This window comes from Marinobacter sp. F4216, from assembly GCF_019931195.1.
Taxonomy (GTDB): domain Bacteria; phylum Pseudomonadota; class Gammaproteobacteria; order Pseudomonadales; family Oleiphilaceae; genus Marinobacter; species Marinobacter suaedae.
The window spans coordinates 40,118-61,977 of the sequence record NZ_JAIOUO010000004.1 but is presented as its reverse complement, the minus strand read 5'-3'; the positions used below and the strand labels follow the sequence as shown (position 1 = coordinate 61,977).

At 56.8% G+C, this 21,860-nt stretch carries 21 protein-coding genes and 1 other RNA gene; 8 read left to right on the top strand and 14 right to left on the bottom strand.

Going from position 1 to position 21,860, the window contains the following annotated elements:
• Nucleotides 1–71: 71 nt before the first annotated feature.
• From K8I84_RS09720 to K8I84_RS09675, 10 genes are all read right to left on the bottom strand, one after another.
• Nucleotides 72–413, bottom strand: a complete 342-nt coding sequence (locus K8I84_RS09720) for a hypothetical protein (protein WP_206644282.1) — start codon at nt 411–413, stop codon at nt 72–74.
• 328 nt (nt 414–741) lie between these two features.
• On the bottom strand, nt 742–2,289 hold the full coding sequence (locus K8I84_RS09715; RefSeq protein WP_223794562.1) for a YfjI family protein: 1,548 nt from the start codon (nt 2,287–2,289) through the stop codon (nt 742–744).
• A complete protein-coding gene (locus K8I84_RS09710; RefSeq protein ID WP_223794561.1) occupies nt 2,286–3,287 on the bottom strand; it encodes a toprim domain-containing protein in 1,002 nt (333 codons plus the stop codon). The genes K8I84_RS09715 and K8I84_RS09710 overlap by 4 nt, the downstream gene beginning before the upstream one ends.
• A complete protein-coding gene (locus K8I84_RS09705) occupies nt 3,284–3,511 on the bottom strand; it encodes a helix-turn-helix transcriptional regulator (RefSeq protein ID WP_223794560.1) in 228 nt (75 codons plus the stop codon). The genes K8I84_RS09710 and K8I84_RS09705 overlap by 4 nt, the downstream gene beginning before the upstream one ends.
• A 147-nt stretch (nt 3,512–3,658) precedes the next feature.
• Nucleotides 3,659–4,648, bottom strand: coding sequence for a hypothetical protein (locus K8I84_RS09700; RefSeq protein WP_223794559.1), 990 nt, complete (start codon nt 4,646–4,648; stop codon nt 3,659–3,661).
• Nucleotides 4,649–4,730: 82 nt separating this feature from the next.
• Complete coding sequence (locus K8I84_RS09695) at nt 4,731–5,972, bottom strand: tyrosine-type recombinase/integrase (RefSeq protein WP_223794558.1); 1,242 nt, start codon at nt 5,970–5,972, stop codon at nt 4,731–4,733.
• A 216-nt stretch (nt 5,973–6,188) separates the two neighbouring features.
• Nucleotides 6,189–6,555: a transfer-messenger RNA gene (gene ssrA / locus K8I84_RS09690) on the bottom strand.
• Nucleotides 6,556–6,716: 161 nt separating this feature from the next.
• Entirely contained in the window at nt 6,717–7,823 is a 1,107-nt protein-coding gene (locus tag K8I84_RS09685) for a carboxymuconolactone decarboxylase family protein (protein ID WP_223794557.1), read from the bottom strand.
• Nucleotides 7,824–7,870: 47 nt separating this feature from the next.
• The gene (locus K8I84_RS09680; RefSeq protein WP_223794556.1) at nt 7,871–9,004 is read right to left on the bottom strand and encodes an acyl-CoA dehydrogenase family protein; all 1,134 of its coding nucleotides are present in this window, start codon (nt 9,002–9,004) and stop codon (nt 7,871–7,873) included.
• Between the two features lie 37 nt (nt 9,005–9,041).
• A complete protein-coding gene (locus K8I84_RS09675) occupies nt 9,042–9,602 on the bottom strand; it encodes a flavin reductase family protein (protein WP_223794555.1) in 561 nt (186 codons plus the stop codon).
• Nucleotides 9,603–9,747: 145 nt separating this feature from the next.
• Here K8I84_RS09675 and K8I84_RS09670 point away from each other — a divergent pair, with 145 nt between their 5' ends.
• Complete coding sequence (locus K8I84_RS09670) at nt 9,748–10,437, top strand: winged helix-turn-helix transcriptional regulator (RefSeq protein WP_223794554.1); 690 nt, start codon at nt 9,748–9,750, stop codon at nt 10,435–10,437.
• Between the two features lie 51 nt (nt 10,438–10,488).
• Here K8I84_RS09670 and K8I84_RS09665 read toward each other — a convergent pair whose 3' ends face one another.
• A complete protein-coding gene (locus K8I84_RS09665; protein WP_223794553.1) occupies nt 10,489–11,907 on the bottom strand; it encodes a WS/DGAT/MGAT family O-acyltransferase in 1,419 nt (472 codons plus the stop codon).
• Between the two features lie 134 nt (nt 11,908–12,041).
• On the bottom strand, nt 12,042–12,521 hold the full coding sequence (gene smpB / locus K8I84_RS09660; protein WP_223794552.1) for an SsrA-binding protein SmpB: 480 nt from the start codon (nt 12,519–12,521) through the stop codon (nt 12,042–12,044).
• A gap of 179 nt (nt 12,522–12,700) precedes the next feature.
• Here smpB and K8I84_RS09655 point away from each other — a divergent pair, with 179 nt between their 5' ends.
• From K8I84_RS09655 to K8I84_RS09645, 3 genes are all read left to right on the top strand, one after another.
• Nucleotides 12,701–14,317 (top strand): sodium-dependent transporter, encoded by a 1,617-nt coding sequence (locus tag K8I84_RS09655; RefSeq protein ID WP_223794551.1) that lies wholly within the window; start codon nt 12,701–12,703, stop codon nt 14,315–14,317.
• Between the two features lie 65 nt (nt 14,318–14,382).
• Nucleotides 14,383–14,826 carry a type II toxin-antitoxin system RatA family toxin gene (locus tag K8I84_RS09650; protein ID WP_223794550.1) on the top strand — a complete coding sequence of 148 codons (444 nt, stop codon included), beginning with the start codon at nt 14,383–14,385 and terminating at the stop codon, nt 14,824–14,826.
• A complete protein-coding gene (locus K8I84_RS09645) occupies nt 14,826–15,107 on the top strand; it encodes an RnfH family protein (protein WP_223794549.1) in 282 nt (93 codons plus the stop codon). Before K8I84_RS09650 ends, K8I84_RS09645 begins: the two co-directional genes overlap by 1 nt.
• Before the next feature lie 11 nt (nt 15,108–15,118).
• Here K8I84_RS09645 and K8I84_RS09640 read toward each other — a convergent pair whose 3' ends face one another.
• Complete coding sequence (locus K8I84_RS09640) at nt 15,119–15,448, bottom strand: outer membrane protein assembly factor BamE (RefSeq protein WP_223794548.1); 330 nt, start codon at nt 15,446–15,448, stop codon at nt 15,119–15,121.
• Nucleotides 15,449–15,571: 123 nt separating this feature from the next.
• Between K8I84_RS09640 and fur the strand changes: the two genes are divergently transcribed.
• Nucleotides 15,572–15,985 (top strand): ferric iron uptake transcriptional regulator, encoded by a 414-nt coding sequence (gene fur, locus K8I84_RS09635; RefSeq protein ID WP_223794547.1) that lies wholly within the window; start codon nt 15,572–15,574, stop codon nt 15,983–15,985.
• Between the two features lie 93 nt (nt 15,986–16,078).
• Here the strand turns inward: fur and recN are convergent, their stop codons facing one another.
• Nucleotides 16,079–17,758, bottom strand: a complete 1,680-nt coding sequence (gene recN, locus K8I84_RS09630) for a DNA repair protein RecN (RefSeq protein ID WP_223794546.1) — start codon at nt 17,756–17,758, stop codon at nt 16,079–16,081.
• 284 nt (nt 17,759–18,042) lie between these two features.
• Here recN and grpE point away from each other — a divergent pair, with 284 nt between their 5' ends.
• The 3 genes from grpE to dnaJ all read left to right on the top strand — a co-directional run bounded on the left by grpE (nt 18,043) and on the right by dnaJ (nt 21,856).
• Nucleotides 18,043–18,648, top strand: coding sequence for a nucleotide exchange factor GrpE (gene grpE, locus K8I84_RS09625; protein ID WP_223794545.1), 606 nt, complete (start codon nt 18,043–18,045; stop codon nt 18,646–18,648).
• A 90-nt stretch (nt 18,649–18,738) separates the two neighbouring features.
• Nucleotides 18,739–20,655: a molecular chaperone DnaK gene (gene dnaK / locus K8I84_RS09620; RefSeq protein ID WP_223794544.1), complete on the top strand. Its 1,917-nt coding sequence runs from the start codon at nt 18,739–18,741 to the stop codon at nt 20,653–20,655.
• A 76-nt stretch (nt 20,656–20,731) separates the two neighbouring features.
• Entirely contained in the window at nt 20,732–21,856 is a 1,125-nt protein-coding gene (gene dnaJ, locus K8I84_RS09615; protein WP_223794543.1) for a molecular chaperone DnaJ, read from the top strand.
• Nucleotides 21,857–21,860 lie beyond the last annotated feature (4 nt).

Sequence of the window (21,860 nt, the reverse complement as noted above, 5' to 3'; positions counted from 1 at the left end):
GGTGAGTCTTGCGGGTCAGGCCCGTTCTTCGCCCCGCCGTGTTGATGGCCCATAGCGTTGGCGGTCGTGCTTCAAACTTCTGTTTGCTCGTAGGCCCACCGGTACCCCGAACGCAGGCGTGCGCCTTGGGGGCAGTACCGATCCCGTGGTGCAAGACAGGCTGGGCAGGCCATCAGGTGGTTCAGAAATAGCGCATGGGCAGCTTGCCAGTTGCTTTCCCAGTCCACGTTTTTGTCGGGGTCCTCGGTGTGGCTTGGGGCAGGCCGGAGCAAGGTATCCTTGATCCATTGCGGAGCCTTCAGTGGATTTCCATCCCTCGCCATCTGTTCGAAGTAGGCTATGAGGTAATCGCGGCTGTATGCTCGCTCGGCGATAGCCTGCATGTCATCTTCCGAAACGAGCAAAAGCAGCATAAGGGGATCTGCTTGCAGGTGTTGGGCAATTTCCATCAGCACGACATTCGGGTTCAGGTTGTTTTCACCGACTGGCGCCTGCGGATGTTGCGGACTTGCAGAAAAACTCCGCGTACCCGTTTTTTCCGAGACTCTGTGGGATGCGGGAGCTCGCGGATGGTTGCAAATGGTTGCGGGAGAGTCGATGCTATCGTAACAATCCGGCGTTTTCCGCAAATCGTCCGCAGTGTGTTCAGACCGTGGTGGTGCGCTCTCCGCAGTATCCGCAGTTTCCGCAGCCGGTGAACTCCGGTTGTTTTCGTCCTTGCTTCGAATTGCCCGCATCAAATCAAACATTTTCGTCGCCCTCCACCAGCTGCCAAGCGCGAGGCTTTCGGTTGGGACCGATTGCGGTGACGACGGCATGTCCGCACTCCACTAGCAAGGCCAGGAGTGCCCGGGCGGTTTGTGCTTTTCGGTAAGCGGCGGGAAGTTTGTTGAAGTTGTTGGCGTGCAGTTCGCCCCCGTTGCGTTTGATCCAGTCAGCCAACTCCATGGCGTCGTGTTCTGCTGCACCACTTGAGGCTTCCTGCGACCGCTGAAGCATGGTTTGCAGAAAATACTGGATGATTTCTGCAGCTCGGTTGATGTGTTCCTTATCTGGAGCTGCGCCCGTTTCAACATAGCTAAGAACGGCTGCAATTCGAGCGACGTTATCGGCAGCTTTCGAGGCAAAGCCAGGGATAACGGAGAATTCACCATGGGGGCCTAACTGCTCCTCGATGGTGTCGTGTACGTTCGTCCATTGGTCATAGGCAGCCCCGTTGATCGGAAGGATGACGGGGTCTATCTCTCCGGCTTCGTCGGTTGGCAGGGACTGCCGGATCAGCTCTGATATCCTTTCCCAGAACTGGTTGATTGCCGGGTCGTGGAGTGCGCGCTCATCTCGGGGGCGATTTGCCAGAAAGCGGCTGCCGACCAGCGAGCGATCACTACAAACGAGAAAACGGGCCAAAAAGCCTTGCCCCATCATCAGCCTGTCGGACAGTACCTTGTCAGCGATCACCGGTTGTATCATCAGATGAGCAGCGAGGCGACGGCCGGCCAGAACCCCGGACTCCCCTGCGGCAGCCCTCGTTCGGGTAATGGGCTTGCCATCCCAGAGTTGGGAGAGCAGGGTGATTGTTCTGCCTTTTGCCTCGTCGGACATACCGTGGCCACTGAAGAATCCGCCACCCTCGTCGGAGAAAAGGCCTCCTGATGGCAGGGATTCCAGGAAATGTTTATAGATGCCTTCAGCTGTGGGCTCCTCCATCAAGATATGAGGCCGGCTTGGTGGTGTCGGACGATTCTTCTCTAGTTCTGCCAGATCGGATGCCAGGGCTTGCTGTTCGTCATGGGTCAAGGGTTTGTGCTTTTTGCCGTGTCCTTTGTAGCTCGCCACGATACTTTTATGGCGCATTTCATGAGCCTCCATGTCCGCCCGGTATTTCGCCATAAGGAATTCATACTCTTCCCGCCGCTCCTTCTGGTAGTCGTACACGGGTTTCATGGCGAGGTTGTCGAGCGAGCTCTTGCGCTCGCCGCTGGCCGCGATGGTAAGAAAGTACAGGCTTAAGGGGCTTATACCGATGCCCCCTTTTTGCACATTGGCATGACCGTGGACGGCCAGTGAGGCAGCTGCGAGTACAGATTGTGCGGCCATCCCGACAGGGGCTTGGACATGATGCGCCAGGGCGGTTGCGGCGCGGCCGAGAAGTTCTCCAAGAGCCTCGACCGGATACTCGGGTGCTGGCGCTTTGCGTGTAAGGGGGATGGGGTTGGCGTCAAAGCCAGGCAATGGTGTTTGTACATTGGTTCGCGTATCAATGATTGCCATCGGGGGCTGTTTGCTCATGCTGCGCCCCCCTGCCAGTTGATCAAGTCATTGAAGTCCGATAGGTGTAGTGGAGCCGCTGGAGGCCAAGTGGGCAGAGCAAGCTTCGCACTAGCAGCCACTGCTGCTGCGTGCGCGGCCTTGGCGCCTGGGTTGCCGGGGGTTTTGCGGTCATCATCACCGCATATAATCAGTTCTTCGCTGGGCCATCGGTTCCTGGCGCCGGTTGCGACCGTCTTGAGGTTGCCACAATCAAGAGCTGCCAGCACTAGGGCTTCCGGATGGAGTTCGGCCAGGGTGCAGCCCGTTGCGTAGCCCTCGCAGATAAGTATGCGGGCCGGGCATGCCGGGCCAGCGACAACTACGAAGTTGCCGGACTTCCTGCCACCGGCCAAAAGCCGCTTTTCCCCGGCTTCGTTTATGGTTTGCAGGCTCCAGGCTTTGCCGTAGAAGTCAGTGATGAGTAAGACGATGTTTCGCCCTATCTGGCGGGCCCCGTGGGCCTGAATACCCTTGCGTCGAAGGTAGGGATGATTGGGGGCAGCGGGTGAGCTGGCGTGCCAGAGGCGAGCTGCTTTTGTGGCCACTCGCTCCCATTGGCGGATCTGTTCTGCCTTTCTGGTCTCACGGGCTTCGTGGATGCGGTGTTGCAGTCTCTGCTTTTCGGCTGCGGTAAGGCTGCTTGTGGTTCCGGCAATCCACTTGGTTTCGGCCCCGCTACTCCAGTCTCCAGCGATCACCACATGCGGAAGACCGAGATCATGGTAAGCAATCAGCCATCCGTTTTTGTGGCGTGGTTTTCCAGCAGTAGCGAATCGTATCACTTCGCCGTCGGTGATCTGTATGCGGGCCATCAAGGCATCAACATCGATCGGCGTTATATCCGCTTGCAGCAGCGTTGCATGAATGGATGCCAAGCACTCGGCACAACTGCGTACCGTGCGTGTTTCTGGCTGTGTACTGTTATACTTGTGCCGGGTCAGGCGCTTTGCTGCTTCGGTGGCGGGCGCTTTTTTCATGCCTGGCCCTCCATCATCCGGTCTGCAATCCATTGACGGATTACAGACTCCGGCCACGCCACGGCACGTGCCCCGATTTTTACGGGTTTAGGAAAGGTTCCGTTGGCCATCCCTTCATAGATCGCACTGCGGCTGCGACCGGTGATGACTTCGACTTCGGGGCGGCGAAGCATGCGTTCGATCTGAGGTTGGATGTTTTCTTCGGTTTGCGATTTTTCGGTCATTCAGGATTACCCCTTAGTTCCTCTCTGGTGTTGGGTAATCCTGTCTTTGCTGCTTGGGATTGAACAGGTGGCAGGGTGTACAGGGTAAGGGTGACACAAGTCGCTAAACCCTTGTGTACCAAGGTCTGAAAGGGTGACAGGGTGAGTTTATTTCTGGTTCCTTCGGCCCCAGCTTGGCGTGGCTATTGTGGCTCCAGTTGCTGCGGCTCGACGGCTAAACCCTAGGTTTATCAGATGCGTTACAACCATGTCTTTGGGGGGCCAAGTTCCTCGGTCGTCGGGGTCAGCGTTTACCCAGAATTTATCTGCGGCTGCGATTAGGTGTTGGAGATCTTCTGAACGGATTTCGCAGTCCGGATCCAGGGGAAGAAGTTCTTCTTTTGGAAGCAGGACGTCGGCGAATCGTTTTAGCTCATCTGTACGAATTACAATTTCTTCCCCCTCTGGCAAGCGCCTCATTTCTCCGTGTACTCGAGGGTCGTTGTAGTGACGACCATCGGAGTATTTTTCATGGAGTCTGGCCCAGCGATTAGCGTATGGGTGCTTCAGAAGTACGCCACGTAACGTTGTCATGTCGACTTCCTTTACTTCATCTTCTGAGACTGGAGCGCCTTTAATCGATAGGCGTTCTGTTCCTACCAGGGGCAAATCCCAAAGGTCAGTTACGTAGTCAATACGGTCTTCGTTAAGCTCGATTACTCCCCTGCCATCGGGTGAAAGATCACCTCTGAAGAAAACTGCGGAGTCGGCTTCTGGTGATTCAGAGATGAGTTTGAGCGTTTCGATGATAAAGCTGTCGGGCGTTTCAGAATGGGGGGCGTGAGACAAGGATCGCTCAATGAATCGTCCAGATTCACTAGCAATAAAAACGCACCTTTCCGGCTTTGAAACAGCGGCTGAGTGCCTGTCTGGCGATGGGGCTTTAAGCGGGATCTTAATTAGGGCGGCGTCGTTGACATCAACCATTTTGCCAGTCATTGCGGGATACCGACGTGTTAGTTTTATGGAAAGTGTCACGAGCCCGAGCAGCCCGAACGCTTTCAGATCAGAGCGGGCTATGCTCTCCTCTGTGAGCTGCGAAAGGTAAACTGCAGCCTCTTCCAAAGTAAAAGAATCTTTTAGGTCAATTGTTTTCATGTTGATGGCCTGATTATTTGGGCTCTATTTAGTCGCAATGGTTGTTGAATTGGATGTCCGACGCTCTGATCGTTTTGTGAGCCTAGATTTCGATCTGGTAGTCATGCTGCCTGCTTCTTAATTCCATCTGTGTTTTTTTCGACACCTTAAGTTCGTCCAAGTAGTCTGCCCATTTCTGCATCATGGCTCGGCGCTCCGAAAGCCAAGTGGTGCGATTGTAGGCTCTGCCGTGAACGTCTCTTACCCGATGGGCTAGCTGCATTTCAATAATTTCGGTTCTGAACCCCAAGCGCTCCGCCAACACGGTTCTGGCCATGGCACGGAATCCGTGCGGGGTCATGATGTCTCGCAACTCCATGCGTTTTAAAGCTGCGTTAATGCCGTTGTCGCTCATTGCGCGCTGTCTGCTATGGCCGTTTGGAAACACCCATTTCCATTTGCCGTTGATCTCTTGGAGTTCCCGCAGGATCTCGATGACCTGCCGAGCTAAGGGAACGATCAAGGCCTCGCCGTTTTTCGTTTTTTCCCGTGTCCAGGTGGCATTGTTCCAGTCGATTTCATCCCAACGCATGGTCCGGAGCTCCCCGGGGCGCAGGAATACGTAGGATGACATTTTCAGTGCCATGCGGACGGTGGGGGTGCCCCCGTAATGATCGATCAGGTTCAGAAGCCGGGCAATTTCATCTGGGGTGACAACGGCGGCGTGATGTTTGGGTTTTGATGGTGGAAGAGTGCCGCGCAGGTCCGTTGTCACGTCTCTCGGCGCGCGGCTTGTGCTGACCGCGTAGCGGAATACTTGTCCGATCAGGGCTTTCACCCTGTGGGCACTCTCTAGGTGACCCGTCTTTTCAATGTCTCGCAGGGTCGCCAATACGTCGGGAGGCTCTATTTCGGCAATCGGGCATCGGCCAAGCTTTGGGTATGCATACATCTCCAGCCTGCGTTCATTTCGCCCTGAAGTCGTTTCGCCCACCGATTTTTTGTGCACGTGTTCTAGCCATTCTTGGGCAACTGCTTTGAAGGTATTTGCGGCATTTTCGATGCGTTCGGATTTAATTGAACTACGGTGGGTCATGGGATCGGTGTGATTTGCCAGCAGGCGTTTGGCTTCGTCCCGTTTGAGTCGTGCTTCTTTCAGCGATACAGAGGGGTATACACCGAGAGCTAAGAGCTTTTCTTTTCCGCCAAAGCGATACTTCATACGCCAGTAGCGACCCGCCTTTTGGACGTCCAAATACATACCGCCACCATCGGCGAGCTTGGTTCGTTTGCCGAATTTTTCGAACGAAGCGTGTTTGATGGTGTTTTCCGTTAGTTTGTTCATGGCTCTGCTCACGGCCTAGTCTCCATGCTGGGGTGCGCAGTTTGGGGGTATGTGTTTTGTGATCCCCCTGTGTACCCCCAAAGATACCCCCGCGTGGGGCCGGAATCCAGTGGAAGAATGGGGATGTGTTCGGAAGGTATAAACGAAAAAAAGCCCCGAAATTCGGGGCTTTCTGTGAGGGTTTGAATGCCGGGAAGTTCCCGTCAATTCCTAATTTGGTGGAGACGGCGGGAATTGAACCCGCGTCCGCCAGCACTAGGCCTTGAGATCTACATGCTTAGTGTCCTTCTATTGATTTAACCTCAAGCGACCCGAAGGCCAGGGTGCAAGAGGCGATCCCTTTAATCTTAGCCGTCAACCAGTGGGATCTGACTAACGGAGCATCCTGTTAGCGATGACGTCCCGGGATGTTGCTACTAGGTTACAGGCATCCTAGCCGGGACGACTGGCAGGCCCTTAGGCCGCCAGTGCGTAGTTTTCGTCGTTTGCGACTATTTAATTGCAGCTTTTGATTTACGAGATTGGCTGCCATCTCGACATGCACCCAAGGGTTCGTCACCAGCGTCGAAGCCATGTCGTCCCCTTATGTCTCAGTATATGTGGCCGGTTTGTTGTACTTCAAGGGTTGTTTTTGTCTGGCCCGTATTTGGCGGTCGGTAGTTGTACCCATCCGGGGCACGTAAGGAGCGAGCGGGCCGCCCGAAACGCCGGTGAAACGTTTGGGGCGGCTGAGTGGTGGGTAAGTTAAGCCACATGGGGCAGTTGGTTTATTTCCGGAATGGATCGGGCGATCCTGCCGGCCAGATGGCGGGCCGATGCGCAGGAACTCCAGGCCAATATGCGAATGAAGTTCTTTTCGTTGCCGGCGATGGCCAGGATGTCGGTGACCATATTGTCGTCAATCGTCCAGGGGGCCTTGGCCAGCAGCAGGGCGAACCGGGCGATTCGCTTGTCTTTCCCTGCCAAGCCCTCGATTTCCCGTTCCGCCCAGTGGCGCCCCATGGGCATGGGCTTGCCATCCCATGCTCGCAGGTTAGCGTGGACGCGCTGTTTAACCTCCGGAGAAATGAGCGCGGTTGCCTCCTCTTCACTCATCGCCGCCCAGCGTGCCACGGCCTGGGCGACTCTCGGGTTCCCGTTGGCCCAGTTCAGGTCTGGAGGCATCGTGGCTGCAGGCAAGAAATGCAGACTGGTGCCTTTGCTCAGCGGTTTATGGTGGTTGGGCTTGAGTTCGTTGCCGAACACTTTCAATGCCGCCTTCCTGAGAGCCTTGGCGCCAAAAGGCACCTTGACCGGCGATCCAGCCATCACAACATGGCTGAAGCGGTTGATGTCGCTCATGGCCATGATGGAGGCGATCACTTCCGGCAACTGTTGGGTCGAGAACGGCAGCGGTGGAACCATGTCATCGGCTCGGACCACGGCTTTGACCCAGGCCAGCCTCGCTTTCAGTTGGGGATCTTCGATGGTTTCTTCGTCCTGGTCGAAGATCTTCATGGCATCGTCCGAGCGTTTCCCGGCATGAACCAGGCTTATCAGCATCTCTCCGCAGTAAGGGCAGTCGTTGATGCTGGACAGCACTGCCGCGATGGCCTCTTTGGTGGTGCGGTCCAGTTCATCGGTCACCAGGATGGCTTCCCGGCCGATGACCCATGCCGCGGCAAACAGGTTCGTGACCTTGGAGCGGGCGGTCAGGGATCCGTTGATGAAGAAATCCCGATTGACCTGCTCATACATCTCTTTAAGCGCTCCCGTCGCTTTATCGTAGGGTACGGCATGCACGTAGCGCATGGTCTGGATGGAAAGCTTGTCGAACAAGCGCAGACGAGTGGTTTCCGGTAATAAAGCCATGACTCTTCTCCTTCACTCGATGGTTTTAAGAGGACCTTCCAGAGCGGTTAGCTCTGAAAGGCTTGTCCTGGGGGTTCCTGGCCCATCGCAAGGGAGCCGGTAAACAGGTGCTGCCGCTTCTCTTGCAGTGGGTGGAAGTGAGACGCCATGACATCCCTCAGCAGGCTCTCGATGCCGAAGTCACGCAGGTAGCCAGGGCCACCACAGGCTTCGACGGCTTTGCGGGCGGTTTCCTTGCAGGCTTCCGCGGCAATGGTTTTGCGTTTGACGATTTCGTTCACCGTGTCCAGGTCGGCGGTGAAGTTAAAGTCATCAACAATGCGGATCATGTCCTTCACCGTGATGGCCGCGGTGGTAAGTGCGTTCTCCATTTCACCCAGCAGGTAAGGGGTGACCGGGTCGTTGCTTTGCTTGCAGCGTTCGCGCGCTTTCTCGGCAGCCTTCTTGGCGACGCCCAGGTATACCGACATGATCAGTGGCAGGGCGACGGGAAGAACGACGGACCACATGGCGTGGTACTCGCCACGGGGGCGGCGGGCAGCGATGGTTTCTTCGGGTACAAACACGTCTTTCATGACGACGGAGTTGGAGCCCGAGCCGCGCATGCCCATGGGGCGCCAGTTATCGAGGATTTGTACGCCTTCAGCCTTGGTGGACACCGGGAAATGGAACACCATCCAGCCGTCTTCCGGGTCTTTATAGGGCGCGGAGGTCACAAATACGTCGCCGCCGGGGGAGCCACTGGCAAAGTGCTTGGTGGCGGATATCAGGTAGCCGCCCTCGGTTTTGGTCAGCGTACCACTCGACGCCAGCCAGTCACCGGCACCGGTGGAAATCAGCGCCAGCTCGTTGGCGGCTACTTTTTCCAGTACCGCTTTCCCCGGGCGGCCGTGGGTGTGGTTGTAGCGGTTGGCCGCCACAATGTGCTGATGCATGGACAGCGACAGCGTGGTGGCAGGGTGCAGGCCCGCCAGCTGCTGCAGTAGCTGGCACATGTCTGCGTAGCTGGCTCCGCCGCCACCCAGATCCTCCGGCACCATGGCCGAGAAGATGTTGTGCTGCTTGAGCAGCTGGTAATTCTCGACCGAGAAACGGTCGCTGTTATCGGCCTCCTGGCCGTTGGCGGCATAAATGCTGGTGATGCCTTCGAGACGATCAAAAAGTTGGGTTGGCTGTTTCATTGTCATTCTCCTGTTACGGTTGTTTGTGTTTTTCTTATTAGGCGGCCGTTTGTTGGGCCGGGTTCTGGTGGTCGGTAATGCCGGTAAACCGACCTTGTTCGAATACCAGTGGGGCCTGGTCAGAGTGTTGGAAGTGCCTGACCTTGCCCACCAGCATGAGGTGGTCACCGACGGGCATTCGCCGGTAGGTTTCGCAATCCAGAATCGCGATCGCATCGGTGATGGCCGGTGCGAATTGGTTTTCGGGGTGCGAGTAATCGATGTTGCTGAACTTGTCGGCGCCGCGGGTGGCAAACAACGTGGCGATGGCCGCCTGGTCGGCGCTCAGGAAGGACAGCGTGAATCCTTTGCAGTGGTAGTAGCTGCTATAGTTTGGAGAGCGATCATCAATGCAGATGCTGACCAGCGCCGGGCTCAGTGACAGCGAGCAGAAGCTGTTGATGGTCATTCCGATGTAATGCCCGCTTTCGTGCTGCATGGTGACAACAGCTACCCCGGTGGGGTAACGGCCCAGCGTGCTGCGATACTGTTTGGTATCGGTTGGGTTGGTGGTGTTGATGGTTGAGTGGCACATGACAAGAACCTCGGTGTGTTTCATTTGTCAGTGTCACTATATGAGTCGGGTGTTGGCCGAGATACTTCACGAACGGTAGTAACCCACTACAAAAATGGTAGTAACCCACTACTGTTTTGATACTTGCTTAAGCACCGGTCCGGCACCCTGTCAGGAGGGCAGCGGTATTATGAGTAGCAGCCAATTTTGTCCCCTTTCCAAAGCGATGGAGATTCTGGGTGAGCGCTGGACGTTGTTGCTGGTTCGGGAGCTCGTTCTGGGCTCAACTCGATTCAGCCAGCTTCAGCGGGGGCTTCGGATGATGTCGCCCACGATGCTGACTCGCCGCCTGAATACCCTGGTGGAAGAGGGGCTGGTGATTAAGAAGAAAATACCGGGCCAGAAAGGGTACGAGTACTTCCCCTCAGAGTGTTGCTCGGAGCTCATGCCGGTGATTGACCACCTTTCCCAGTGGGGCATGCGCTGGGCCCGGGGGCAGATGACGGAAGAGGATTACGACCTGGACCTGCTCATGCTGCATTTGCCCCGGCATATCGATGTCCACAAGCTGGTCGGGCGAGAAACCATTATCCGTTTTAACTTCGATGATGTGGATGCTTTCCCGAACTGGTGGTTGGTGGTGGAAGGTGAGGAAGTGGATGTGTGTGTCCACGACCCGGGTAAAGAGGTGGACGTCTATCTCAATACTAGCCTCAAAACCATGATCGAGATATGGATGGGCGACACCACCTATCGGCAAGCCATTTCAGATGAAAGGTTTAAGGCTTTGGGGGCTTCATCTCTGGCTAGAAACGTCGAAAACTGGATGCCCGTCGGCCCTTATGCGGGGATTCGTCCTGCTAATGCGGCGAGCCTCTAATTGAATACCGTTTTAAGCGTCGTAGCGGGCAGGTAAATCCTGCCCGGAGAATTATCCCGCCTGCCTGTTTATCAGACCCTCCCGGCCAGCCAGCGCTGCATGGCTGAGCGCTTTAAAACTCTCCTGGAAATGAGCGATCACTTCGTCCGGATCGGCGTGGATGTTCTTGTCCAGTGTCACCCCAAACTGAACCGTGCCGGCATAGCTGAATACGCTCAGCCCGATGCCGATGGTGCCACTCTGGGGGACCCAGAACATGGGCTGGGTGATCTTGCCGCCGGCGAAATACAGCGGTTCTTTGGGGCCGGGTACATTGGTCAGCACGGCAGACGCCTTGTTGCTGAGCAGGTCCAGGGCCCGGCGTTCGAGGATGTCTGGGCCGCGGCCAAACAGGTCCAGCAGGCTGTAGGTGACCTGAGCCTGGTAGGAATGTTTGAGGCGGTTCATGTTCTCGCGAACCTGGTTGAAACACATGATGGGGTCCTGTATCTCAACCGGCAGTGGCACGATGACCAGTCCAAATTTATTGCCAAGGGTCTGGATGGGCTGATCCAGGGGGCGAAGATTAAAGGGCACGGCAACGCGCAGCCCGCACTCGGGTATGGGTTCTTTCCGGGCCTTGAAGTGCCGCTGCAGGGCGCACGTGACAGTGCTCATCAGAACGTCGTTGATGGTGCCCCCCAGCGCCTTGGCGCAGGCTTTGACTTCGGCCAGATCCAGCGGTTCGGCCCAGGCCACCTGTTTGCGGCCACTCAGGGGTTGCCGTAATCCGGTGGCGGGTTCAAACGGGGCGAGCCCGAGCTTGAGCAGATCGGTGGCGATGCCTCCTGCGGCCGATGCCAGCTTCATCGGATAGTTGGGTTCCTTGCGGATTTCGCTAAGAAATAACCGAGTCTGTTCCGCGGCCATCAGTGCACTGTCCACCGCTCTGTGTAGGGTTTTCTGTAATCCGGATCCGGCAGAGGGTGTTGGTGTTTTGCTGCTGGCGGAGCGCCGCAGCCGGGGCTCGGGTGTTGTGTCCGCCAGGGAGAGCATGACCCGCACCAGCGATATGCCATCGGCGATGCAGTGATGAACCCTCAGCAAGACCGCACTGCCGGATTCGTAGTTGTCGATGTAATGCATTTGCCAAAGCGGTCGACGAAAATCGAGTGCACTGCTGTTGAGATCACTGACCAGGGTCTGTAATTCGGTTTTGCCGGCATGGCCGGGGAGGGCGATCTGGTGCAGATGGTTGTCGATGTGGAACAGAGGGTCTTCCTGCCAGTAGGCCCGCTCGCCCTTGTCGATCACCCGCTGGCGGAATCGATCAAAGCACAACAGGCGTTGCTCGATCGTGTGCTTCAGGCGGTTGATGGAAATCTGCCGGTCCAGCGCCAGAACCCCGCAGATCATCATGGGGTTTTCCGGAGAATCCATGCGCAACCAGGCACGATCTACGGAGGTCATGGGGGTTCTTGTTATTGACATAAACACTCCCTTTGCCGGGTATTCCATGGCCCGAGTATAGAGCCCGAAAAACCGGCCGCAAAGAGAATGAGTATGCGACACACTGGCCGGTGTCGCAGTTGATGTGGGTCACGCTCCGGTCGAAAAATCCGCGTTTAAGCGTTGGCGTCGCGCATGATGCGCTGCTTCTGGCGATTCCAGTCGCGCTCTTTCTCGGTGGCGCGCTTGTCGTGCTGCTTCTTGCCTTTCACAAGGGCAATTTCGCATTTGACCTTGTTTTTCTTCCAGTACAAAGCCAGCGGAATGCAGGTGTGTCCGGTCTGGTTGACCTGGCCGACAATCTTGGCAATTTCCTTGGCGTGGAGCAGCAGTTTGCGAGTGCGGGTCGGGTCGGCAATCACGTGAGTCGACGCCGTGCTCAGCGGCGTGATGTGCGCACCCAGCAGCCAGGCTTCCCCGTCTTTCAGAAGCACGTAGGCGTCCACAAGCTGGGCCTTTCCGGCGCGCAGGGATTTCACTTCCCAGCCAAGAAGGGCAAGACCCGCCTCGAAGCGTTCTTCAATGTGGTATTCGTGTTTCGCCTTTTTGTTCAGGGCGATGGTTGAGCTCGGGGTTCCGGGCTTTTTCTTACTCATGAATCAGTTAATCCGGGTTCAGACAAATGACTGAATGGGCCGGCACGGTGCCGGCAAAGGGCGCATTGTAGCTCAGGAGTGCCAGACCGGTCACGAATTCGCCGATATTGTCTGCCGGTGGTCGTGCGTTCGTGAATCCTTCCGTTACAATGAACAGTAAGATTGGATCAGGGACACGAATGCCTACGCCGTATCAGACATCTATTGGGTCCTTTACCCGAAAATCGACGTTTTTCTGGGCTGGGGTTGGCGCCACCGTTGGTTTGGCGAATCTCTGGCAGTTTCCGTATCTGGCCAGCCTTCACGGCGGCGGTCTTTTCATTCTTCTCTACCTGGGGTGCCTGCTCCTGGTAACCCTCCCCATCATGGTGACCGAATCCACCGTAGGACGTTATGCCCGCCACGGCATTGTGCTGGCGATGGACGGATTTGTCCGCAGTGCCAAGGTGTCCCGCGCCTGGGTTCTGGCGGGGCGGCTGTCGGTGATCGCTGCTTTCCTCGTGCTCTCGTTTACCGCGGTATTTGGTGCTATCGCCCTGGCGTATGTCTTCTTCGGTGCCCTGGGACGCTTCAGCGGAGCGGATGAGATAGAGGCTGGTTGGGTGCTTTCCCACCTCGTCTCCGATCCGGAAGAATACCGACTGTTTATGGCCTGGCACGCCCTGTTCATGATGCTGGTGATCTGGGTCTCGGTGCAGGGCGTGGTAAGAGGTGTTGAGCGGACACTGCGAGTGGTCGTGCCCTTCACCTTGTTGCTGATGCTGGGGTTGTTTGTCCTGTCAGCCTGGCATGGCCGGGTGGATAGCGCGGTTAGCCAGATCCTCGCCATGCATCCGGAAGACGTTACCTTTGAGAGTGTACGTGCCGCCTTGTTTCACGCCTTCTTCACTCTGGGGCTCGGCATGGGGGTGTGGACCATCTTTGGCGCCTATACCGCGGTTGGAACCAGCCTCAAGCGATCCCTGCTGGCGGTGGTGTTGATCGATACGCTGGTCGCGATTGTCGCGGGAATGATGATGTTCTCCGTGGCTGCCGACGGGGGTGGGCTTCTGGAGGGTGAGCGGGGCTTTGGCTTGCTGTTTATTTCCCTGCCGGTGACGCTCGGGCAGCTTCCGGCCAGTCAGTTCGTGATCTCCGGCGTTTTCCTGATGGTGGTGCTCATTGTCTGGACCACCTCACTGGCGTTGATGGAGCCTGTTGTCGGCTGGTTCCGGGAGTGGACGGGGGCCCCGAGGGGGTGGTCGGCCCTTCTGATTGGCGCGCTGGCCTGGTTTGCCGGCCTGGGGACCCTGCTGTCCTTCAATATCTGGGCCGGAGAGCGATTGGCCGGCGGTACGCTGTTCCGTTGGGTAGAGTTGTTGACCGGCGGCTTGCTGATCCCGACCGTCGCCATCCTCATCTCCGTGTTTTTCGGCTGGAAGCTCACCCACAGTTTGTCCCGGCGGATTCTCGGTGAGGGGCCAGGCCTGTTCCTGGCGACCTGGTATTGGGTGATGCGCCTGGTGGTGCCAGTAGTTGTTCTGTTTATTGGTGTTCAGTACATGGTGTCGTCACTTGCTTACCTGTGCGACTCGGGTAGTGAAGGGCTTTGGTGCGGTCAGCCCTCAGTGCTTACTGAAATCGAGGGCCAAAGACTGGATGAGACGCCGGGCGACAAGGGCACAGTGCAAAGCGGTCCGGTACCGCGACCGGCCGCTGAACAGGAGCTGGACACACCGGCTCGGAAATCCCCGCAGGAGCCGGCATCTGATCGTCGCGCTCCCAAACAGGACGAGATCCTTTATCATAGCGTCTGAATTTGACGCATCTGTTCGATGTGTCTTTAGATGCACAGCGTGTTTTAGCAGGATAATCGGAGCTCATGCCCCATCAGATTGATAAGTCAGCCCTGGTCATGCACTCAGCGGAGCGGATGTTTCACCTCGTCAATGACGTGGCCCGGTATCCCGAATTTTTGCCCTGGTGCGCCAATACTGAGATTCATGAACAGAGTTCGGATGCCATTACCGCTTCGATGCAAATCGAGAAGGCTGGCGTTCGTCATACCCTGACCACTCGAAATGAGCTGCTGATGCCCGAGCGCATTGACATGAACCTGGTGGACGGGCCATTCCAGAATCTTACCGGTCGGTGGCATTTCCGGCCGCTGGCAGATAACGCCTGTAAAGTGATCCTTACGCTGGAATTTGAGTTCTCCGGCTCTTTGTCACGCATGGCGTTTGGGACGGTGTTCAATCAGGTGGCCAACACCATGGTGGATGCGTTCTGCAAACGAGCGGATGAAGTTTACCGGGGGGCGGTGTGATGCTGAACGTAGAAGTGGCCTACGCCCGGCCGGACCGACAGGAAATCGTGAAGGTAAACGTTCCGGAGGGTACCACGGTTCTGGAGGCGGTCGAGCTATCTGGCATTGCCACCCTCTTTCCCGAGGTGAATCCCCGGGAAACGGATATGGGCATATTCGGCAAGGTCGTTAAAGATCCTTCGGCGCATACGTTGCGGGAAGGCGATCGCGTAGAGCTTTACCGCCCGCTGATTATCGATCCCAAGCAGGCAAGACTGAATCGGGCAAAGAAGAAAGGGTAATCCGGGCAGGCTCAGTACGCCGGCGTCTCGGCAAGAAGTTCGGTTTCGTAACGAGCGAGCTGGTTATCGCTGTTGTAATGCACCACGACCTGTTGCTTGCGGATATCGCCACCCTCGCGCTGGAAGGTATACACAAAGTATTCTCTGGACATGTCAGTGGGATTGATCAGCAGGGGGGTTCCGAGCACCGCATGAACCTGCCGTCTCGGCATGCCTTCAGCCAATTGGCTAATCTCTTCCTCGGTCACAATGTTGCCCTGCTGGACATTGATCTTGTACACGCCAGGAAAGCTGCAGCCAGCCATCATGAAGATGAGAATAAATGAGATTAGCTTTTGCATCGCCGGAGCAAATCCTCTATTTTTGAAAACGCCTGCCACAAGCGGGCATGGGCGCTATACCGTTATTTAAAGCGGCTTCATCATACCGGAAGCCGGGAAGTACACCAAAGAGTGAAATGTAACATGTCATCCGAGAACGCCGAATTACGTAAGGTCGGTCTGAAAGTCACTCTGCCGCGGGTGAAGATCCTGAACATTCTTGAGACCGCGGACGAGCATCATCTGAGTGCCGAAGACGTCTACAAGAAACTGCTCGAGCAAGGGGATGACGTTGGACTGGCGACGGTATACCGGGTTCTGACTCAGTTCGAAGCCGCCGGGCTGGTGTTGCGCCACAATTTCGAGGGTGGTCATGCCGTGTTTGAGATGGCTGGCGACGATCATCACGATCACATGGTGTGTACCCAGACCGGTGAGGTCATTGAGTTTGTCGACGAAGTGATTGAAGAGCGCCAGAAGAAAATCGCTCAGGAGCATGGCTATGAAATTGTTGATCACAGCCTGATCCTGTACGTGAAGCCCATCAAGTCTCAATAATACCGAACAAAAAAGGGCGGATTGTGGTCCGCCCGTAAAAGCTCTCGAAGTCGAGAGGGGATGTGTTCGGTTCGCCGTCGCGGCCAGGCCCTGTCAGTGATGCGTCGCCTGCCCTTTTGAAACCATTTCCTTTGCGTGTGCCAGCGTCTGATCGGTCATATCCACGCCGCCGAGCATTCGGGCTACTTCGCTGATGCGCCCCTGATCATCCAGTGTTTCGATCCTGGAGAAGGTGGTGTCCTGTTCGGTGAACTTGCTGACGAACAGATGCTGGTGGCATTGCGCGGCCACTTGCGGAAGGTGCGTGACGCAAAGGATCTGTCCGTTCTCACCCAATTTGCGTAACAATCGGCCGACCACTTCAGCGGTGCCACCGCCAATCCCCACATCCACTTCATCGAATACCAGGGTGGGCGTGGTTGAGGTCTGTGCGACCACCACCTGAATGGCGAGGCTGATGCGGGAAAGCTCACCGCCCGACGCCACCTTGGACAGCGCGCGCGCCGGCTGTCCGGGATTGGCGCTGACCAGGAATTCAATGTCCTGCTGACCATGAGGTGTTGGCTCGCCGTCGGCGCTGCGGTTCAGGTGAGTGACGAACTGCACCGAGGGCATGCTCAACTGGGCCAGTTCTTCAGCGATTCGCTGATCCAGTTCAACGGAGGCGCGCTGGCGGGCATCGGTCAGTTGCTTGGCAAGAGCATCGTAGGCTTGTCGATGTTCGCCCAGCTCCGCCTCCAGCTGCTCCAGGCTGCCAGCGCCGCCGTCCAGCTCGGCCAGTTCTGCAGACAGTTTCTGATGGAATTCCGGCAGTTCTTCTGGCCCGATCCGATGTTTGCGTGCCATCTGGTAGATAGCGCTGAGTCGTTCTTCCACGTCGGCCAGCCGGGCGGGGTCGGCTTCGTAATCGTCGACGAACCGGCGCAGGTTGTCGCCCGCTTCGCTGATCTGGATTTGTGCCTCGTTCAGCATCTGGATCGTGTCAGCCAGAGCCGGTACGTCGGTCGGTAGTTGTTCCAGTTGCTGTAGCGCCTGGCGAACAAGGCTTGCGGCACTGTTGTCTTCTTCAGTGCACAGCTGGGCTGCCTGATGGCTGTTATGCAGTACGGCATCCGCCTGGCTGAGTTGGGCCTGTTCCTGCTCAAGTTGTGCCTGCTCGTCTTCTTGCAGGTCGAGCCGGTCCAGCTCTTCAACCTGATATCTCAACAGCTGCAGCTTCGCTTCGGTTTCATCGGCATTTTGCTGGCGCTCGGTCAGGCGCTGGCGGGTCTGGTTCCAGATTTTCCAGGCAGCCTGAACCTCTGTCGCGAGGGTTTCAGCGCCGGCGAACTCGTCCAGTAACTTGCGGTGGGTGTCTTTGCGCAGCAGTGACTGGTGCTGGTGCTGGCTGTGGATATCCATCAGCAATCCGCCCAGCTCCTTGAGGTGCGCGAGGGGGCAGGGTTGTCCGTTAATGTAGGCGCGGGACCGGCCGTCCTTGCTGATTACCCGGCGGAGGATGCAGTCGCTGTCGTCGTCGAGTTCATGGCTTTCCAGCCACTGAGTGGCTTCAGGAATGCTGGATACATCGAAACTGGCGGTGATGTCGGCACGTTTGGCCCCGTGACGCACGGCGCCGGCATCGGCTCTGCCGCCCATAGCCAGGCCCAGTGCATCCAGCACAATGGACTTGCCGGCACCGGTTTCACCGGTCAGCGCGGTCATTCCCTGCTTGAATTGCAGTTCCACGCGTTCAGCGATGGCGTAGTTCGAGACGGTGAGCTGTGTGAGCATGTGCGTTGCCTCCGTGTCCTTTTCTGGGAGTCTTGCCCCCGGCGCGACAGTTCTCAATCAAAAAATACTGTATGCGAATACAGTGACTGTGAATATATACAGGGTTTTTCCTGTTTGCAAACCGGTCCGTATAAAAAGTGAGTGAATGATCGTCAGGGGTGGTTGAAACCTGTCAACTGGGCCCCATATCCCTTCGCAAATACTCAGTTCCGGCTTGCGTTGGCCGGGAACCACATGCAATTGGCCAGTCCGGACTGGCCGCCGGATATTCAGCAGGAGTCAACATGAGCACTGAGGAGAAGCGCAACGAGCAGGTCGCTGAGGAACTGAATGAAGCGACAGAAGCTGCCGCCGAAGAGGCGCTGGAGCAGGATGCGGTTGAAGAAGAGGGCGCAGGTTCTGAACTGGAGGCGCTGAAGGCCCAGGTAAAGGATGCCCAGGATCAGGTTCTTCGGGCGCAGGCGGAGATGCAGAATGTTCGCCGCCGTGCCGAAATTGATGTTGAGAAGGCGCACAAATTCGCGCTGGAGAAGTTTGTTAAGGAGTTGTTGCCGGTTGCGGACAGCCTCGAAAAGGCCGTTGAAAGCACAGAAGGCACTGAGAACGCCGGTGAGGTCGTGGCCTCCATCCGCGAAGGGATGGAAATGACCCTGAACCTTTTCCTGAACAGCCTTGGAAAATTCAACGTTGAGCAGGTAAATCCGGTGGGCGAACCGTTTGATCCCCAGCAGCATGAGGCGATGTCCATGGTGCCGGCGGCGGACGCTGAGCCGAACAGTGTGGTGGCAGTGGTTCAGAAAGGATACTTGCTGAACGGTCGAGTGGTGCGCCCGGCCATGGTGGTGGTCGCAAAAGCGGATAGTGCGCCAAAAATCGACGAGCAGGCTTGAAAAGTCGATTAAAGCGCCAATATAGCCAGATAACGGTTAAAGCCGGAGTCTTGAGCCTCCGGGAATGTGCAAAAGAATTGGAGTGAATCAATGAGCAAAATTATCGGTATTGATCTGGGAACGACCAACTCCTGCGTTGCCATCATGGATGGTGACAAGGTCAAAGTGATCGAGAACGCCGAGGGCGATCGCACTACCCCGTCCATCATCGCTTATACCGATGATGGTGAGACTCTGGTTGGCCAGTCTGCAAAGCGTCAGGCGGTTACCAACCCGGACAACACGCTGTACGCCATCAAGCGCCTGATCGGTCGTCGCTTTGAAGATGACGTGGTTCAGAAAGACATCAAGATGGTGCCTTACAAGATCGCCAAGGCCGACAATGGTGATGCGTGGGTTGAGGTGAAAGGCCAGAAAATGGCGCCGCCGCAGGTGTCTGCGGAAGTGCTGAAGAAGATGAAGAAAACCGCCGAGGACTACCTGGGTGAGAAAGTGACGGAAGCGGTTATCACCGTTCCGGCTTACTTCAACGACAGCCAGCGCCAGGCCACCAAGGACGCCGGTAAAATCGCCGGTCTGGAAGTGAAGCGGATCATCAACGAGCCGACCGCCGCTGCCCTGGCTTATGGTCTGGACAAGAAGAGTGGCGACCGCACTGTGGCCGTTTATGACCTGGGTGGTGGTACTTTCGACCTGTCCATCATTGAAATCGCCGACGTGGATGGCGAGCACCAGTTCGAAGTACTGGCGACCAACGGTGACACCTTCCTGGGTGGTGAAGACTTTGACCTTAAGGTTATCGAATACCTGGCCGACCAGTTCAAGAAAGACAGCGGTATCGACCTGCGCGGCGACTCTCTGGCCATGCAGCGTCTGAAGGAAGCTGGGGAGAAGGCCAAGATCGAGCTGTCCAGCAGCCAGCAGACCGACGTGAACCTGCCGTACATCACTGCAGATGCGAGCGGTCCGAAGCACATGAACGTGAAGCTGACCCGTGCCAAGTTGGAGTCACTGGTTGAAGATCTGGTCGACCGTTCTCTCGAGCCGTGTAAAGTGGCTCTGAAGGACGCCGGCATGAGTGCCAGTGAAGTGGATGAAGTGATTTTGGTGGGTGGTCAGACCCGTATGCCGCTGGTTCAGGAGAAGGTGAAAAACTTCTTCGGTAAGGAAGCTCGCAAAGACGTGAACCCGGATGAAGCGGTTGCCATGGGTGCGGCCATCCAGGCAGCGGTACTGTCTGGTGATGTGAAAGACGTTCTGCTGCTGGACGTGACTCCGCTGACCCTGGGTATCGAAACCATGGGTGGCGTAGCGACTCCGCTGATCGACAAGAACACCACCATCCCGACCAAGAAGTCTCAGACTTTCTCTACCGCGGATGACAACCAGACTGCCGTAACCATCCACGTGGTTCAGGGTGAGCGCAAGCAGGCGAGCCAGAACAAGTCGCTGGGCCGGTTCGACCTGGCGGACATCCCGCCGGCGCCGCGCGGTGTGCCGCAGATCGAAGTCACCTTTGACATCGATGCCAACGGCATCCTGAACGTGTCCGCGAAGGACAAGGCGACTGGTAAGGAGCAGTCCATTGTCATCAAGGCTTCTTCCGGTCTGAGCGATGACGAGATCGATAAGATGGTCAACGACGCCGAGGCCAATGCCGAGGAAGATCGCAAGTTCGAGGAGCTGGTGCAGGCTCGTAACCAGGGCGATGCCATGGTTCACGCGGTGCGCAAGACCCTGACCGAAGCTGGTGACAAGGTGTCCGACAGCGAGAAAGAGTCTATCGAAGCGGCCATCAAGGATCTGGAGCAGGCTCTGGAAGGTTCCGACAAAGAGGATATCGAAGCCAAGACCCAGAAGGTGACGGAAGTATCCTCTGAGCTCGCTCAGAAGATGTATGCCGATCAGGCTGAGCAGGCTGGCGGTCAGGAAGAGGCCCAGGCTCAGTCAGGCGACGACGCAGTCGACGCCGAATTTGAAGAAGTTAAAGACGACGATAAGCGGTAATCTGATCGATATCAGATGGTTGGAAAACGCGGGGTAAGCCCCGCGTTTTCCGCGTTTACAAACAAGGTTTTCAAGCATGGCCAAACGCGATTATTACGAAGTTCTCGGTGTGTCCCGGGATGCGGACGACAAGGAAATCAAGCGGGCTTATCGTAAGCTCGCCATGAAACATCACCCCGACCGTAATCCGGGCGATACTGAGTCCGAGAACAAGTTCAAAGAGGCCAGCGAAGCCTACGAAGTGCTCGCCGATGATTCCAAGCGGGCAGCCTACGATCAGTTTGGTCATGCCGGCGTGGATGGCCAGGCCGGAGGTGGCTTCGGTGGCGGAGGCGCGAATTTCTCCGACATCTTTGGCGATGTGTTCGGTGATATTTTTGGCGGCGGTGGTCGCGGTCGAAATACCCGTGGCAGCGATCTGCGCTACACCCTGGAGTTGGATCTGGAAGAAGCGGTCAAGGGCAAGGCCGTCGAGATCACCATCCCGGGTCATAAAGAGTGCGAGACGTGCGATGGCAGTGGGGCTGAAAAAGGCTCCAAACCCGAGACCTGTGGAACCTGTAAAGGTATGGGGCAGGTGCGCATGCAGCAGGGCTTCTTTGCGGTCCAGCAGGCGTGCCCAACGTGCCGTGGTTCCGGGCAGATCATCAAGAATCCGTGCAAGGTGTGTCATGGTCAGGGCCGCGTGCAGGAAGAAAAGACGCTTTCTGTTAAAGTGCCGCCCGGCGTGGATACCGGTGATCGAATTCGCCTGTCCGGTGAAGGTGAGATGGGCGTTGATGGTGGTCCTCCCGGCGATCTGTACGTTCAGGTCGCGGTTCGCGAGCACTCGATCTTTACCCGCGACGGCAGAAACCTTTACTGTGAAGTGCCCATCAGCATCGTGGATGCCGCGCTTGGTGGAGAGTTGGAAGTGCCAACGCTGGATGGCCGCGTAAAGTTGAAGATTCCGGCAGAAACCCAGACCGGCAAGCTGTTCCGCCTCCGAAACAAAGGGGTGACACCGGTTCGCGGCGGGGCCGCAGGCGACCTGTTGTGTCGTGTGATCGTGGAGACTCCGGTCAAACTGACCAAGCGCCAGAAAGACCTGCTGGAAGAGTTTCAGCAGACGCTGGATCATGCCGACGGAAAGAATCACGCTCCCAGGAAAACCTCCTGGTTCGAGGGTGTGAAGAGCTTCTTCGACGAAATGAAATTCTGACAGG

Bases quoted from the DNA above. Each gene is read 5' to 3' on its own strand.
- K8I84_RS09720 (WP_206644282.1), bottom strand. From the start codon at position 413: ATGCTGCTTTTGCTCGTTTCGGAAGATGACATGCAGGCTATCGCCGAG.
- K8I84_RS09715 (WP_223794562.1), bottom strand. From the start codon at position 2,289: ATGAGCAAACAGCCCCCGATGGCAATCATTGATACGCGAACCAATGTA.
- K8I84_RS09710 (WP_223794561.1), bottom strand. From the start codon at position 3,287: ATGAAAAAAGCGCCCGCCACCGAAGCAGCAAAGCGCCTGACCCGGCAC.
- K8I84_RS09705 (WP_223794560.1), bottom strand. From the start codon at position 3,511: ATGACCGAAAAATCGCAAACCGAAGAAAACATCCAACCTCAGATCGAA.
- K8I84_RS09700 (WP_223794559.1), bottom strand. From the start codon at position 4,648: ATGAAAACAATTGACCTAAAAGATTCTTTTACTTTGGAAGAGGCTGCA.
- K8I84_RS09695 (WP_223794558.1), bottom strand. From the start codon at position 5,972: ATGAACAAACTAACGGAAAACACCATCAAACACGCTTCGTTCGAAAAA.
- K8I84_RS09685 (WP_223794557.1), bottom strand. From the start codon at position 7,823: ATGGCTTTATTACCGGAAACCACTCGTCTGCGCTTGTTCGACAAGCTT.
- K8I84_RS09680 (WP_223794556.1), bottom strand. From the start codon at position 9,004: ATGAAACAGCCAACCCAACTTTTTGATCGTCTCGAAGGCATCACCAGC.
- K8I84_RS09675 (WP_223794555.1), bottom strand. From the start codon at position 9,602: ATGAAACACACCGAGGTTCTTGTCATGTGCCACTCAACCATCAACACC.
- K8I84_RS09670 (WP_223794554.1), top strand. From the start codon at position 9,748: ATGAGTAGCAGCCAATTTTGTCCCCTTTCCAAAGCGATGGAGATTCTG.
- K8I84_RS09665 (WP_223794553.1), bottom strand. From the start codon at position 11,907: ATGTCAATAACAAGAACCCCCATGACCTCCGTAGATCGTGCCTGGTTG.
- smpB (WP_223794552.1), bottom strand. From the start codon at position 12,521: ATGAGTAAGAAAAAGCCCGGAACCCCGAGCTCAACCATCGCCCTGAAC.
- K8I84_RS09655 (WP_223794551.1), top strand. From the start codon at position 12,701: ATGCCTACGCCGTATCAGACATCTATTGGGTCCTTTACCCGAAAATCG.
- K8I84_RS09650 (WP_223794550.1), top strand. From the start codon at position 14,383: ATGCCCCATCAGATTGATAAGTCAGCCCTGGTCATGCACTCAGCGGAG.
- K8I84_RS09645 (WP_223794549.1), top strand. From the start codon at position 14,826: ATGCTGAACGTAGAAGTGGCCTACGCCCGGCCGGACCGACAGGAAATC.
- K8I84_RS09640 (WP_223794548.1), bottom strand. From the start codon at position 15,448: ATGCAAAAGCTAATCTCATTTATTCTCATCTTCATGATGGCTGGCTGC.
- fur (WP_223794547.1), top strand. From the start codon at position 15,572: ATGTCATCCGAGAACGCCGAATTACGTAAGGTCGGTCTGAAAGTCACT.
- recN (WP_223794546.1), bottom strand. From the start codon at position 17,758: ATGCTCACACAGCTCACCGTCTCGAACTACGCCATCGCTGAACGCGTG.
- grpE (WP_223794545.1), top strand. From the start codon at position 18,043: ATGAGCACTGAGGAGAAGCGCAACGAGCAGGTCGCTGAGGAACTGAAT.
- dnaK (WP_223794544.1), top strand. From the start codon at position 18,739: ATGAGCAAAATTATCGGTATTGATCTGGGAACGACCAACTCCTGCGTT.
- dnaJ (WP_223794543.1), top strand. From the start codon at position 20,732: ATGGCCAAACGCGATTATTACGAAGTTCTCGGTGTGTCCCGGGATGCG.